Annotated in this window: 18 protein-coding genes; 5 read left to right on the top strand and 13 right to left on the bottom strand. The window is 55.5% G+C overall.

Annotation, left to right across the window (positions count from 1 at the left end; genetic code table 11):
• Positions 1 to 19: 19 nt before the first annotated feature.
• The 7 genes from C5F52_RS13415 to C5F52_RS13390 form a co-directional block, all read right to left on the bottom strand.
• A complete protein-coding gene (locus C5F52_RS13415) occupies positions 20 to 901 on the bottom strand; it encodes a cytochrome c oxidase subunit 3 (RefSeq protein WP_104798862.1) in 882 nt (293 codons plus the stop codon).
• Positions 902 to 918: 17 nt separating this feature from the next.
• Positions 919 to 1,113, bottom strand: a complete 195-nt coding sequence (locus C5F52_RS13410; RefSeq protein WP_104798861.1) for a DUF2970 domain-containing protein — start codon at positions 1,111 to 1,113, stop codon at positions 919 to 921.
• Positions 1,110 to 1,715, bottom strand: coding sequence for a cytochrome c oxidase assembly protein (locus tag C5F52_RS13405; protein ID WP_104798860.1), 606 nt, complete (start codon positions 1,713 to 1,715; stop codon positions 1,110 to 1,112). The genes C5F52_RS13410 and C5F52_RS13405 overlap by 4 nt, the downstream gene beginning before the upstream one ends.
• A 4-nt stretch (positions 1,716 to 1,719) precedes the next feature.
• Positions 1,720 to 1,833, bottom strand: a complete 114-nt coding sequence (locus C5F52_RS30235) for a cytochrome oxidase small assembly protein (protein WP_236657876.1) — start codon at positions 1,831 to 1,833, stop codon at positions 1,720 to 1,722.
• Positions 1,834 to 1,835: 2 nt separating this feature from the next.
• Positions 1,836 to 3,467 carry a cytochrome c oxidase subunit I gene (ctaD, locus tag C5F52_RS13400; protein WP_104798859.1) on the bottom strand — a complete coding sequence of 544 codons (1,632 nt, stop codon included), beginning with the start codon at positions 3,465 to 3,467 and terminating at the stop codon, positions 1,836 to 1,838.
• 27 nt (positions 3,468 to 3,494) lie between these two features.
• On the bottom strand, positions 3,495 to 4,661 hold the full coding sequence (gene coxB / locus C5F52_RS13395; protein WP_104798858.1) for a cytochrome c oxidase subunit II: 1,167 nt from the start codon (positions 4,659 to 4,661) through the stop codon (positions 3,495 to 3,497).
• 119 nt (positions 4,662 to 4,780) lie between these two features.
• Entirely contained in the window at positions 4,781 to 5,683 is a 903-nt protein-coding gene (locus tag C5F52_RS13390) for a methyltransferase domain-containing protein (RefSeq protein ID WP_104798857.1), read from the bottom strand.
• Between the two features lie 21 nt (positions 5,684 to 5,704).
• Here C5F52_RS13390 and C5F52_RS13385 point away from each other — a divergent pair, with 21 nt between their 5' ends.
• Both C5F52_RS13385 and trmL read left to right on the top strand, forming a co-directional pair.
• Entirely contained in the window at positions 5,705 to 6,451 is a 747-nt protein-coding gene (locus C5F52_RS13385; protein WP_236657867.1) for a ComF family protein, read from the top strand.
• A 21-nt stretch (positions 6,452 to 6,472) separates the two neighbouring features.
• Complete coding sequence (trmL, locus tag C5F52_RS13380; protein ID WP_104798856.1) at positions 6,473 to 6,943, top strand: tRNA (uridine(34)/cytosine(34)/5-carboxymethylaminomethyluridine(34)-2'-O)-methyltransferase TrmL; 471 nt, start codon at positions 6,473 to 6,475, stop codon at positions 6,941 to 6,943.
• Here the strand turns inward: trmL and C5F52_RS13375 are convergent.
• Together C5F52_RS13375 and C5F52_RS13370 are read right to left on the bottom strand one after the other, a co-directional pair.
• Positions 6,927 to 7,382: a MaoC family dehydratase gene (locus C5F52_RS13375; RefSeq protein WP_104799070.1), complete on the bottom strand. Its 456-nt coding sequence runs from the start codon at positions 7,380 to 7,382 to the stop codon at positions 6,927 to 6,929. The two genes, trmL and C5F52_RS13375, sit on opposite strands and share 17 nt — an antisense overlap.
• Positions 7,383 to 7,466: 84 nt before the next feature.
• Positions 7,467 to 7,937: a MarR family winged helix-turn-helix transcriptional regulator gene (locus C5F52_RS13370; RefSeq protein WP_104798855.1), complete on the bottom strand. Its 471-nt coding sequence runs from the start codon at positions 7,935 to 7,937 to the stop codon at positions 7,467 to 7,469.
• A gap of 162 nt (positions 7,938 to 8,099) precedes the next feature.
• On the opposite strand from C5F52_RS13370, the gene C5F52_RS13365 reads away from it, so the two are divergent.
• The gene (locus tag C5F52_RS13365) at positions 8,100 to 8,876 is read left to right on the top strand and encodes a ferredoxin--NADP reductase (RefSeq protein WP_104798854.1); all 777 of its coding nucleotides are present in this window, start codon (positions 8,100 to 8,102) and stop codon (positions 8,874 to 8,876) included.
• Positions 8,877 to 8,925: 49 nt separating this feature from the next.
• On the opposite strand, the gene C5F52_RS13360 is transcribed toward C5F52_RS13365, so the two are convergent.
• From C5F52_RS13360 to pcaF, 3 genes are read right to left on the bottom strand one after another with little or no spacing between them, the layout of a single operon-like run.
• Positions 8,926 to 9,567 carry a 3-oxoacid CoA-transferase subunit B gene (locus C5F52_RS13360; RefSeq protein ID WP_104798853.1) on the bottom strand — a complete coding sequence of 214 codons (642 nt, stop codon included), beginning with the start codon at positions 9,565 to 9,567 and terminating at the stop codon, positions 8,926 to 8,928.
• A 2-nt stretch (positions 9,568 to 9,569) separates the two neighbouring features.
• Positions 9,570 to 10,298, bottom strand: coding sequence for a 3-oxoacid CoA-transferase subunit A (locus C5F52_RS13355; RefSeq protein WP_104798852.1), 729 nt, complete (start codon positions 10,296 to 10,298; stop codon positions 9,570 to 9,572).
• Between the two features lie 5 nt (positions 10,299 to 10,303).
• Positions 10,304 to 11,506, bottom strand: a complete 1,203-nt coding sequence (pcaF, locus tag C5F52_RS13350; RefSeq protein ID WP_104798851.1) for a 3-oxoadipyl-CoA thiolase — start codon at positions 11,504 to 11,506, stop codon at positions 10,304 to 10,306.
• A 93-nt stretch (positions 11,507 to 11,599) separates the two neighbouring features.
• Here pcaF and C5F52_RS13345 point away from each other — a divergent pair, with 93 nt between their 5' ends.
• Positions 11,600 to 12,034: a DUF1841 family protein gene (locus tag C5F52_RS13345; protein WP_104798850.1), complete on the top strand. Its 435-nt coding sequence runs from the start codon at positions 11,600 to 11,602 to the stop codon at positions 12,032 to 12,034.
• Between the two features lie 69 nt (positions 12,035 to 12,103).
• Here C5F52_RS13345 and C5F52_RS13340 read toward each other — a convergent pair whose 3' ends face one another.
• Positions 12,104 to 12,766, bottom strand: coding sequence for a c-type cytochrome (locus C5F52_RS13340; RefSeq protein WP_104798849.1), 663 nt, complete (start codon positions 12,764 to 12,766; stop codon positions 12,104 to 12,106).
• A gap of 63 nt (positions 12,767 to 12,829) precedes the next feature.
• On the opposite strand from C5F52_RS13340, the gene C5F52_RS13335 reads away from it, so the two are divergent.
• Positions 12,830 to 13,684 (top strand): MoxR family ATPase, encoded by an 855-nt coding sequence (locus C5F52_RS13335; protein WP_104798848.1) that lies wholly within the window; start codon positions 12,830 to 12,832, stop codon positions 13,682 to 13,684.
• Positions 13,685 to 13,690 lie beyond the last annotated feature (6 nt).

Genomic DNA, 13,690 nt, shown 5'->3' with positions numbered 1-13,690 from the left:
CACGGGTGATCTGTTTGACTTACAACCAGTAGATCAGGATGTACAAGCCCAACCACACCACGTCCACAAAGTGCCAATACCAAGCAGCGCCTTCGAAACCGAAGTGCTTGTCTGCCGTGAAGTGACCCTTTTGCAAACGCAAGGTGATGACCAACAGCATCAACATGCCCAAGAAGACGTGGAAGCCGTGGAAGCCGGTCAACATGAAGAAGGTAGAACCGTAAATGCCCGACGTGAGCTTCAAGTTCATTTCATGGTACGCGTGGTAGTACTCGTAGCCTTGAACAAACAAGAAGACCACACCCAACAACACGGTCAACCACATGAACTTGATCGCGGTCGAGCGATGGTTTTCACGGATTGCGTGGTGAGCCACCGTCAAAGTCACGCCAGAGCTCAACAACAAGGCCGTGTTGATGGTGGGCAACCAGAAAGGTGTCATGGTTTGGAACGGCTCAATGATGCCGGCGGGTGAAGCAGTCATACCTGCAGCCATCGAAGGCCAGACAGCTTTGAAATCAGGCCAGAGCAAGGCGTTGTCCAAGCTACCCAACATTGGCACTGAGTGCGAGCGAGCCCACCACAAAGCCGAGAAGAACGCGCCAAAGAACATCACTTCTGAAAAGATAAACCAGCTCATGCTCCAACGGTAAGACAAGTCAATTTTGTGACCGTACTGACCGCCTTCGCTTTCAGCGATGGCGTCGCCAAACCATTGGTACAACACGCCCAGCCAAACAGCAAGACCGAAGAACAAAGAATATTTGCCCCAATCTGCGCCATTGATCCATTGGCCTGCACCCAAGATCACAAAAAACAAACCCAATGCAGCAAACGCCGGATGGCGCGACTCGTGGGGCACAAAGTAATACGGTGTTGAACCGTGTGCGGTGCTACTCATGTTCACTCCTTCAATTCTTATTTAGCAACGACCAGATTGACCAACACGATCAACCCAATCACAAACAACAACGCTGCCACAACACCCACACCCAGCACATGTAAAGGTTTGATGTTGGCAACATCTTCTTGAAACCCGCTACCTTTGCGAATTCCGATAAACGACCAAGCTACCGCGCGCACAGAACGCCACAAAGAGCCTTTGTTACTCACACGCCTTCTCCTGTTTGATGCAGCACACCCAAGGCAGCTGTCGGTGCAGGTGGGGTCTTAGAGCCCACCTCAAAGAAGGTGTATGACAAAGTGATGGTGGTCACATCCTTGCCTAATTTAGGATCAATTACAAACACCACGGGCCACTGCTTTTTCTCGCCAGGTGCCAAGGTGTATTGGTTGAAACAAAAACATTCCAGCTTGTTGAAATGGGCCGCCGCTTGGCGTGGCGCATAACTGGGAATGGCTTGGGCCGACATGACACGGTCTTGCACGTTTTCAAATTCGTACATGACCGTCATCATCTCGCCCGGATGAACTTGCAACGAGCTTTGCGCAGGCTTGAACTTCCAAGGACCACGGGCATTGGCATCAAACTCCACCGTGATGGTGCGGCTGGTGTCAATTTGCGTGTTGGTCACTTTGGCACGAGCAGAGCCCGCGCCTGGTAACTCACGCTCGCCCAAAGCCAAGATGTTGATGCCCGTGAACTCGCAAATGGCTTTGTACATGGGCACCAAGGCATACCCAAACGCAAACATGCCAGCTGCCACGACGAGCAGCTTTTTGAACATCAGCAAGTTATTGCGTGTGGTGGACATGGCTTCAGCGATTCAACAGCATGACTTTGGCGAAAAAGCCAACAAAGAAGACCACCGCCACAGAGGCCAAGATCAGGCCCATGCGGAAGTTTTTTTTGCGCTGCTCGGGCGTCGTCATCATTAACCAATCACGCGGGTTGCAGTGGCATCCAGCTTGGGTGGGTTTTCAAAGGTGTGGAAAGGTGCAGGAGAAGGAACTTCCCACTCCAAGCCTTCCGCAGCTTCCCAAGGCTTGGCAGAAGCTTTCACACCGTTGCCGCGCATGGCGGGCACCACGACGAACAGGAAGAAATAAACCTGAGCAAAACCGAAGAAGAAGGCACCGACCGAAGCCAGGGCATTGAAATCGGCAAACTGCATGGGGTAGTCAGCGTAGCGACGTGGCATGCCGGCCAAGCCCAAGAAGTGCATGGGGAAGAAGGTCACGTTGAACGAGATCAGGGTCCACCAGAAGTGAATCTTGCCGCGTGTTTCGTTGTACATCACACCGGTCCACTTAGGGCACCAGTAGTAGAAGCCAGCGAACATGGCAAACAAGGAACCTGCCACCAACACGTAGTGGAAGTGAGCCACCACGTAGTACGTGTCTTGCACTTGCGTGTCAATCGGAGCCATCGACAAAATCAGACCGGTGAAACCACCCATCGTGAACACGAAGATGAAGCCCACAGCAAACAACATGGGGGTCTCGAAAGTCATCGAGCCTTTCCACATGGTCGCGATCCAGTTGAACACTTTCACGCCCGTTGGCACAGAGATCAACATCGTGGCGTACATGAAGAACAACTGACCGGTCACAGGCATGCCTGTGGCGTACATGTGATGCGCCCACACGATGAACGACAAAATCGCGATCGACGAAGTGGCGTACACCATGGAGGCGTAACCGAACAAACGCTTACGTGCAAATGCAGGCACGATGTGGCTGATGATGCCGAAGGCCGGCAAGATCATGATGTACACCTCAGGGTGACCGAAGAACCAGAAAATGTGCTGGTACATGATCGGGTCACCGCCACCAGCGGGGTTGAAGAACGTAGTGCCGAAGTGGCGGTCCGTCAACGTCATGGTGATGGCACCGGCCAACACAGGCATCACCGCGATCAGCAAGTAAGCCGTGATCAACCATGTCCAAACGAACATAGGCATCTTCATCAAGGTCATGCCAGGGGCGCGCATGTTCAAGATGGTCACGATGATGTTGATCGAACCCATGATGGACGAAGCACCCAAGATGTGCATGGCAAAAATACCAGCGTCCATCGAGGGACCCATTTGCAGGGTCAAAGGTGCATACAAAGTCCAACCCGCAGCGGGAGCGCCACCGGGCATAAAGAACGAACCGGCCAACATGGCAGCCGCAGGAATCATCAACCAGAAGCTGAAGTTGTTCATACGGGCAAAAGCCATGTCAGACGCACCGATTTGCAGCGGGATCATCCAGTTCGCAAAACCCACGAAGGCCGGCATGATGGCGCCGAACACCATGATCAAACCGTGCATGGTGGTAAGTTGGTTGAACAACTCAGGGTTGATCAGCTGCAAGCCGGGCTGGAACAGCTCAGCGCGAATCAACAGCGCCAAAACGCCGCCAATCATCAACATAGCAAATGCGAACAACATATACAAAGTACCAATGTCTTTGTGGTTGGTCGCGTAAACCCAACGGCGCCAGCCGTGTGGGGCACCGTGGTGGTCGTCGTGGCCGTGGTCGCCCACTGCGTGACCGTGAGAGTCGAGTACTGCGCTCATGATGTTTTCCTTCTAAACGCTAGTGAATTAACGGGCGGCTTTGACATCAGCAGGCTGAACCAGCTGGCCGGTCTTATTCGACCAATTATTTTTTGTGTATGTGATGACGGCCGCAATGTCGGTGTCGCTCAGTTGCTTCCAAGCTGGCATCGTCAAGTTATTTTGACCATTCAACAATATTTTGATTTGCTTGGACTTGTCAGCGTCCAACACGACAGCTGCGCCGTCGAGTGGCTTGATCGGGCCTGCACCTTTGCCGTTAGGCTGGTGACATGCCGCGCAATTGGCTGCATAGACTTTTTCACCACGCTTGGTGATGTCGTCCAAGGTCCACACTTTCGATGGATCGTCTTGCAACGCAGCCATTTTCTTTTGCTGATCCGCCACCCATGCGCTGTAGTCTTCTGCGCTCAACACTTTGACGTGAATGGGCATGTAAGCGTGCTCTTTGCCGCACAACTCTTGGCACTGGCCGTAGTAGCTACCGACCGCTTCGGCACGGAACCACGTGTCACGCACAAAGCCGGGGATCGCGTCTTGCTTCACGCCCAAGGAGGGCACAGCAAAGGCGTGAATCACGTCATTGGCGGTGGTGATGATGCGAATCTTTTTGTTCACAGGCACGACCAAAGGATTGTCAACTTTGAGCAAGTAGTCATCCAAGTCAACGCCTTTGGCGCCGTTGTTCGACATTTCGCGCTGTGCGTTGTCCAAAGTCGAAATGAAGGCAATGCCCTCGCCTTGGCCTTTGAGGTAGTCGTAACCCCATTTCCACTGGTAACCCGTCGCTTTGATGGTCAGGTCAGCATTGGAGGTGTCTTTTTGAGCGACCACGGCCTTGGTGGCGGGAAGCGCCATCAAGATCACGATCACAAAAGGAATGACGGTCCATGCAATTTCAACTTTGACAGACTCGTGAAAAGAAGCAGGCTTGTGACCCACGGATTTGCGGTGTTTCCAGATGGAATAAAACATCACACCAAACACGGCCACAAAAATCACCGTACAGATGATCAGCATGAACCAATGCAACCAACCTTGCTCTTGGGCAATTTTTGTCGCACCGGCTTGCAAATTCAGTTGCCTGACGCCCGGGCCTCCGGGCAAGTCATTCACAGCCCAAGCTGCTGTACTCGCCCAGGCGGCGGCGAACAGCAAACCCGAAGCCACCTTTTGTAAAAGATTGTTCTTCATCACGTTAGATTGCCTCAATTGATAGCTTTCAGCATTACAAACACAACAAACACTGATTTAACTCAATGCAAAGTGTTGGTGTTTGTCCTATAAATATCCAGCAAGGATTCTAGCAAGGCTCAATCCCGCTTTGACTGCCCCAGCAGTGAGCGCATATCTTGCAGGGTCACCGTACTTTGGCTGGCCATTTTGGCGCGAGGCAAAGGTTTCAGTGCATGGCCATAAATGACCTCAACCGTGACGGCCAAACGACCGTCTGGCGAAGGCTGGGCCAGCGTCAACAGCATTTGTTCCAGTTGAGCTCGCCAACCGCGTCCCCGCATCCCAGTAAACCGGTCTTGATGCAAATTACGCCCCAAAGCTCGGCATTCGGCCAACAAACTCGCTGGGCTGTCATACGTGAGGGTGATGCGCTCCATGTCCATGACTGGCTCAGCAAAACCCGCTTGCACCAGCATATCGCCCCAATCATGCATATCGGTGAAGGCATGGCAGGCAGGCGGCCACCCCGCATGGGCATAGACCGCGTTGAGCTCGCGCAAAGTGTCTGGTCCGAGACACGAGAACATCAAAAACCCATCTGTCGCCAGCATTTGGTGCCATTCACGCAGCAGAGCCTGTGGATCAGCGGCTGTATGAAGCGCCATGTTGGCCCACACCATATCGGCACAACCAGGCGCTGGTTGGGCAACCGACATGTGGTCAAGGCGCCCCAACCGTTTCCACCACGGGGTTTGCAGCGCTTTTTGCGCCTGCGTTTGACGCGCGGGGGTTGGCTCGACCACATCGCACTGCGCCTTGGGGTAACGCGCGCGCACGGTTTGGTGGGTATGGAGGCCACCGCTGACAGGCGCCCAGTCCACCCAGCGCTGTGGTTCTAGGCGAATCCATTGCAGGCGGTCCGCCATGCGACGTCCCACCTCTTCGTTCAGCCAAGGCGACTCGGCGTGTGGCCACTGCGCCCAACGGGCGCTGGCAATGGGGTCAAGGGTTGGGGGGCGGTCGGCAGGTGTATCAGACATGGGTCAGCAGTATATTGAGGCATGACGTTCGCATCCCGCAGCAAAGCCTTGTTCGGACATGGGTTGGGTCCATGGCTCAAGGCGCGCCAGTGGCCCAGCCTTTGCCAGATTTGCCAAGCCTGGCCCAGCCGACCGGTGTGTGAAAACTGCATGGCGCTCTTCGCGCAGCCACGGCCACGCTGCCCCACCTGCGCATTGACCCTCACCCAAACCACATGCCCGCATTGCAACCCAAGCCCACCACCGCTGGATGCTTGCGTCGCCGCTGTGAGTTACACATTTCCATGGTCCGAGTGCGTCGCACGCTTTAAATTTCATGCAGATCCAAGCTTAGGTCGCAGCTTGGCCGAGGTCATGCGGCATGCGCCTTGGGTAGAACCAGCTCTCGAAGCAGCCTCTGCCGTGATCGCCATGCCTCTGTCTGCCCAACGACTGCGCGAACGCGGTTTTAACCAAGCCTTTGAGCTGGCCCGTCATCTCGCGCCAGACAAAGCGGATGCCCACACCCTGAGACGCGCGACAGACAGCGCACACCAAGTTGGCGCCGAACGCGATGCCCGATTTGACAATGTGCGCGATGCCTTCTGGGTCGACCCATCGCGCATGACACGCGTCAAAAACCAGCGCTTGGTTTTGCTGGACGATGTGATGACCACGGGCGCCTCACTGTTTGAAGCCGCGCGAACCTTGCGCGCAGCGGGTGCAACGCACATCACGGCCTTGGTGTTGGCGCGCACCGAAACGCGCGATCACATTCAAGACGACTGAAGCATGCGAGACAATGGGGGCATGTTTCATATCGTCCTCGTTCACCCTGAAATTCCGCCCAACACGGGCAACATCATTCGCTTGGCGGCCAACACCGGCTGCACCCTGCACTTGGTTGAGCCCTTGGGATTTTCGATGGACGACAAGCACATGCGCCGTGCGGGACTCGACTACCACGAGTACGCGCCCGTCTTGCGCCACGCCGATTGGGCCACGTTCTTGACAGATGCCCAGCCAGCCCCAGACCGCATGTTCGCCCTCACCACAAAAGGCTCGGGAACGGCTCACGACATGGCGTTTCAGCCGGGCGACTGGTTTGTCTTCGGTTCAGAAACCAGCGGCTTGCCCGCTGAAGTGCGCGACACCTTTGCGCTCAACCAACGCCTGCGTTTGCCCATGCGCGAGGGCCAACGCAGCCTCAACCTCTCAAACGCTGTGGCGGTGATCGTGTTTGAGGCTTGGCGACAAAACGGTTTTACGCATAAAGCCTAGTCAACGACTCGGCCACGCAAACGGGCTTGTCAGCGCCCTCTCGCTGCACAGACACGAGCCATGTCAGTTGCATGCCGTTGTTGTCAATCGGCTCGCAAGCTTGAAGCGTCATGTGTGCACGCAAGCGGCTGCCAACTGGCACAGGCGCTGTAAAACGGACTTTGTTCAAGCCGTAATTCACGCCCATGCGCACGTTGTCGATCTTGAAAGCTGTGGCAAAAAAACGCGGCAGCAACGACAAGGTCAAAAATCCATGCGCAATGGTGGTCCCAAAGGGGCCTGCTTTGGCCCGCTCAAGATCGGTATGAATCCATTGATGGTCGCCCGTGGCTTGGGCAAATTGGTCGATTTGATCTTGGGTCACAGTCAGCCAATCGCTGACAACGCCCTCTTGACCCACCGATGCCTGTACGTCTTGCAATGTGTTGAATATCTTCATAGGCAAGACTTTGACGCACATTGAAACAACTGCAAAGCTTGCCCTGTCGACGAAGAGACAGGACGCCTAAGCCAAACAAGCACCTTATTCCACGCTGCGCGGCGCGCGGCTGGCATCGTTGTTGGCCTCGACCAAGACCGTCAACATGCGCACAAATTCTTGCCGCTGTACCTCGGGCAAAGGCGCCAAGATGCGTTGCTGCGTGCGCAACACCGAAGGGCTCACCTGCGCCAGCAACTGCGCCCCTTCAGGCGTGGCATGCAGCAAGCGTGCTCGCCGGTCCTCGGGCGACACTTGGCGTCGCACCCAGCCATGCGCCTCCAAGCGGTCGACCACGCCGCCAATGGTGGAGGTGTCAAACCCAATGCTGGCAGCCAAAGTTCGTTGGTCAATGGCAGGCTGAGCCACCACCGCATTCAAGGCCGCAAACTGAACGGGCGTGAGCCCAAACGCTTGGGTCTCTTCCATGAACAAGCCCACCGCAATTTGTTGCAAACGGCGGATATGGTGACCCGGTAAATCGGTCAAGGGCAAAGAAGTTGTAACGTCAGACATCAGGCGAAAAACACGAAAAATGAGGCAATGAAGCAGAAGAATGTATCACTCAAGCCCTCAACGAGAGGCTCCCCATATGCGACAGCGTGCAAGGCCTTATAGCCAAGCGTTAGAAGCACTGACCTACACTAGAGGCTTGATTTCTATAGATTTATTCAACCCATGAGTGCATTTCTCGAAGAAGAAGTTTTGTCCGTCCACCACTGGACCGATCGCCTGTTCAGCTTCACCACCACGCGTGATCAAGCGCTGCGTTTCTCCAACGGCCACTTCACCATGATTGGCCTGCGTGGCGAAAATGGCAAGCCGCTGCTGCGCGCTTACAGCATCGTCAGCCCCAATTACGAAGAGCATTTGGAGTTTTTGAGCATCAAGGTGCAAGACGGCCCGCTCACCTCCAAGCTGCAACACATCAAAGTGGGCGACAAAATCGTGGTCGGCCGCAAGCCCACTGGCACCTTGTTGATCGACTATTTGCTACCCGGCAAAAACCTGTATTTACTCTCCACAGGCACAGGCATGGCGCCGTTCTTGAGCGTCATCCGCGACCCCGACACCTATGAGCGCTTTGAAAAAGTGATCTTGGTGCACGGCGTGCGTGAAGTCAAAGAACTGGCCTACCACGACTACATCACCCAAGAACTGCCCAAGCATGAGTTTTTGGGCGAGATGGTCAGCAAACAACTGCTGTACTACCCCACCGTCACCCGCGAGCCGTTCCGCAATCAAGGCCGCCTGACCGATGCGATGGAAAGCGGCAAGATGTTCAGCGACCTCGGTCTGCCGCCCCTCGACCCAGTGAGCGACCGCGTGATGATTTGCGGTAGCCCACAAATGCTCAAAGACTTGAAGCACATGCTGGAAGAGCGCAAGTTCCAAGAAGGCAATACCACTAAGCCCGGTGACTTCGTGATCGAACGTGCCTTCGCCGAGCAATAAGCCAAGACACGCATGCCAAGCACTCAGCGGACCACGCTGAGTGCTTTTTTTACGCCTGAATACTCAACCCCACCAACTGCTCCAGCTCGGCGTGAGACAAACCTTCCACGCAATCGACCAGCTGCAAACCTTGAGACGACACCACCAAGGTGGCCAAGTCGGTGTAAATGCGTTTCACGCAAGCCAAACCGGTAAGAGGGTAAGTGCATTCACGCACCACTTTACTTTGGCCTTGCTTGGTGAGCAAATCCATCATCACCCAGGTTTGCTTGGCGCCAATCGCCAAATCCATGGCGCCACCGACCGCTGGAATTGCACCGGGCTCGCCCGTGTGCCAATTGGCCAAATCGCCACGCTCGCTGACCTGAAACGCACCCAGCACGCAAATGTCCAAGTGCCCGCCACGCATCATGGCAAAGCTGTCGGTGTGGTGAAAATACGACCCGCCCGGCATCAAGGTGACGGGCTGCTTGCCCGCGTTGATCAAATCGAAATCTTCTTCGCCGGCAGCGGGCGCAGGGCCCATGCCCAAGATGCCGTTCTCGCTGTGCAAAATAATTTCTAAGCCTGCTGGCAGGTGATTGGCCACCAAGGTGGGCATGCCAATGCCCAAATTCACATACGCGCCTTCGGGCATGTCTTGCGCCACACGGGCGGCCATTTGGTCTTTGGTTCTGCGGATGTAGGCCATGCTCAAGCCTCCTTCTTAAAACCACCACCTTGGGTGGCGACACGCGGCACTTTCACCACATGGGTGACAAAAATCCCCGGCGTCACGATGACCTCGGGGTCCAAAGCCCCCAACTCAACCACCTCATGCACGGAGGCCACGGTTCGCTTGGCGGCCATGGCCATCGAAGGTCCAAAGTTGCGGGCCGATTTGCGGTACGTCAGGTTGCCCCAACGGTCGCCCTTTTCCGCCTTGATCAAGGCCACGTCGGCATGAATCGGGTATTCCAAAACATACATGCGACCCTGGATTTCACGGGTTTCTTTGAGGGAACCATCGGCATTTTTGGCCAGTTCGGTGCCGTAGCCCGTCGGCGAGAAAAACGCGCCCACACCTGCGCCCGCCGCACGGATGCGCTCAGACAAATTGCCTTGCGGCACCAACTCCAGCTCCAATTTTCCTGAGCGGTAAAGTTCATCAAACACATAGCTGTCGGCTTGGCGCGGGAAGCTGCAAATGATCTTGCGCACGCGCCCCGTTTTCAACAACGCCGCAATGCCCGCATCACCGTTGCCGGCGTTGTTGTTGACCAACGTCAAGCCTTGCACCGCGCTGTCAGACAGCGAAGCGATCAGGCCCTCAATCAGTTCATCGGGAATGCCTGCGGTACCAAAGCCACCAATCATCACGGTGGCTTGGTCGGGAATATTCGCCAACGCTTGCGCGATGGAGTCAGCCACTTTGTTGATCATGGTGCTTACACGCGCTCAACAATCATGGCGATGCCCTGCCCCACGCCAATGCACATGGTGCACAAAGCGTAACGGCCGCCAGTGCGGTGCAACTGGTTGATGGCTGTCGTCACCAAACGTGCGCCGCTGGCACCCAGAGGATGGCCCAAAGCAATGGCGCCGCCGTTGGGGTTGACACGTGGGTCGTTGTCTTGCAAACCGAGTTGACGCAACACAGCCAAGCCTTGCGCGGCAAAGGCTTCATTGAGCTCGATGACATCCAAATCAGCCAAGGTCAAGCCCGTCAGCGCCAGCACTTTTTGTGTAGCAGGTGCGGGGCCAATGCCCATGATGCGAGGTGGCACACCAGCGGTGGCCATGCCCACAATGCGCGCGCGGGGCGTCAGGCCTTGCTTGGCCGCTGTTTTTTCGTCAGCCAACAGCACGGCACAGGCACCGTCGTTCACACCGCTGGCATTGCCTGCGGTCACTGTGCCGTCAGGGCGAACCACTGGTTTGAGCTTGGCCAGCGACTCCATGCTGGTCGCGCGTGGATGCTCGTCTTGACTGACCACCACGGCATCGCCCTTTTTCTGAGGGATGGTGACGGGGCAAATTTCAGCGTCGAAGTAACCCGACTGCTGAGCGGCCACCGCTTTCATTTGACTGGCGAAGGCCATCTTGTCTTGGTCTTCACGGTTGATGTTGAAGTCGGTGGCCACGTTCTCTGCGGTCTCGGGCATGGAATCGACGCCATACTTTTCTTTCATCAATTTGTTGATGAAGCGCCAGCCAATGGTGGTGTCGTACACGGTGTTGCTGCGGCTGAAGGCGCTTTCGGCCTTGGGCATCACAAAGGGGGCGCGGCTCATGCTCTCCACACCGCCGGCGATCATCATCGTGGCTTCACCGGCTTTGATGGCGCGAGCGGCCGTGCCAATCGCATCCATACCCGAACCGCACAAACGGTTGATGGTCGCACCAGGCAACTCCATCGGCAAGCCAGCCAACAAACTCGCCATGTGGGCCACGTTGCGGTTGTCTTCACCGGCTTGGTTGACGCAGCCATAAATCAAATCTGTCACAGCCAACCAATCGACATTGGGGTTACGCGCCATCAACGCTTTGAGTGGCACAGCGGCCAAATCGTCTGCACGCACAGAGGACAAAGCGCCGCCGTAGCGACCAAAAGGTGTGCGAATGGCATCACAAATAAAAGCTTGGTTCATGGTCTTCCTCGTTCATTTTGAATCTCGATGACTGAATATAGCCAATCGCACCTCCTTGCGACTCAGTCAGGACGCCTGAGTGACAATGCAACCATGTTTGAACCCAGCCAAGCCGATGTTCGGCGTTTTTTCTGTTCGGTCTATGCCAAATGGCGCGACGCGCAACCCATGGATGCGCTTGAAACGCTTGCCAGCCAATGGGTGGCCGAACACCCCGAGTACCACGCCGACTTTGCCGATGTCGATGCCGCTTTGGCACGCATGTACGAGGTCAAGGACGGGCAAGTCAACCCCTTCCTGCATTTGTCCATGCACCTCTCAGTGAGTGAGCAATGCTCGATTGACCAACCGCGTGGCATCCGTCAAGCCGTTGAGTTACTGACTGCGCGACGCGACAGCTTGCACACGGCCCACCACGAAACCATGGACGCCTTGGGCCAAATGATTTGGGAAAGCCAACGCAGCGGTCGCCCACCCGATGGCCATGCCTACATTGACGCCGTGCAGCGGCGCGCCACACGCGATTGAAAACTCAATGGCCTCAGACGTGAAAAAGCCCGCTAGCAGCGGGCTTTTTCATAGCGGAACAGAAGCAGTTCAGCGGAATTTCGACTGTGGCAAGGTTTTGATGTCGCCTTGTTGTGAAGCCACGTAGTTCGCCAATTCTTTCAGTTCAGCGTTGCTGAATTGCTTGGCGACACCACCCATCACACCATTGCTACGGCCCCATGACGAGGTGCCTTCAACTTTGTAAGACTTCAGAGCGACAAACAAGTAGTCGGCGTTTTGGCCGGCAATCTTGGGGTAGCTTGGATCGATAGGCTTGGCAAAGTTAGCGCCGTGGCAAGAGGCACATGCGCCCTTGGTCAACAAAGCGGCGACATTGCCTTTGGCTTCGGTAGCGGCTTCGGGCAACGCAGCGCCCTCGACCTTGCCGTGTGCAGCGTAGTAAGCAGACACATCCGCAATGTCTTTCTCGGTCAAGCTCACAGCAATGCTGCGCATGGTGGGGTGCTTACGCTCGCCCTTTTTGTAAGCCGTCAATGCCGAGGCGATGTACTTCTCGCCTTGGCCTGAGATTTTGGGGACTTTGTACACTTCAGGAAAGCTGGCCTGATAGCCAATGATGCCGTGGCAACCAATGCACATGGCGATTTTGGATTCACCAGCTTTGGCATCGCCTTTGAGCTCTTGAGCTTGGCTAGAAAAGGTCGCAGCGGCGACAACGAAAGCTAACGCGGTTGAGAGAAACTTGTTCATAGTGCAAATCCAGCCAAGACAGATTGATTAAAGTCAACCACGAATTATATAGAGCGCCTCACCATGAAATTCACCGGTACCGAGAACTACGTCACCACCCCCGATTTGATGCTCGCCGTCAATGCGGCCATGACCCTCAAACGCCCCTTGTTGGTCAAAGGCGAACCTGGCACAGGCAAGACCATGCTGGCCGAAGAGGTCGCGCAGGCACTGGGCATGCCCTTGCTGCAATGGCACATCAAATCGACCACCAAAGCACAGCAAGGCCTGTACGAGTACGACGCGGTCAGTCGTCTGCGCGACAGCCAAATGTCCGATTTAGATGGTGGCGAGCGCGTCAAGAACATCGACAACTACATCATCAAAGGCGTTCTGTGGCAGGCCTTCATGGCTGAAGAGCCTGTGGCACTGTTGATTGACGAAATCGACAAAGCCGACATCGAGTTCCCCAACGATTTGTTGCGTGAACTCGACCGCATGGAGTTTTATTGCTACGAAACGCGCCAGCTGATCAAAGCCAAAAACCGTCCGCTGGTGTTCATCACCTCGAACAACGAGAAAGAGCTGCCCGACGCCTTCTTGCGCCGCTGCTTTTTTCATTACATCAAGTTTCCAGATGCGGACACCATGCGCCAAATCGTGGCTGTGCATTTCCCCAACATCAAGCAAGAGTTGTTGAGCATGGCGATGAAGACCTTCTTCGACATCCGCAACTTGCCAGGCTTGAAGAAAAAGCCATCCACGAGCGAATTAATCGACTGGCTCAAACTGCTGGTCGCCGAAGACATTCCCTTGTCTGCCCTGCAAACGGCAGACGAAAAAGTCGCCGTGCCGCCTTTGGTCGGCGCCCTGTTGAAAAACGAGCAAGACGTGACCCTGTTTGAAAAACTGGTGTTCATGCAAAGCCGCAACCGTTGATCGACA

Source organism: Limnohabitans sp. TS-CS-82, from assembly GCF_002943475.1.
Note: the sequence above shows the minus strand (reverse complement) of the source record. Positions and strands in the feature narration are given on the sequence as shown.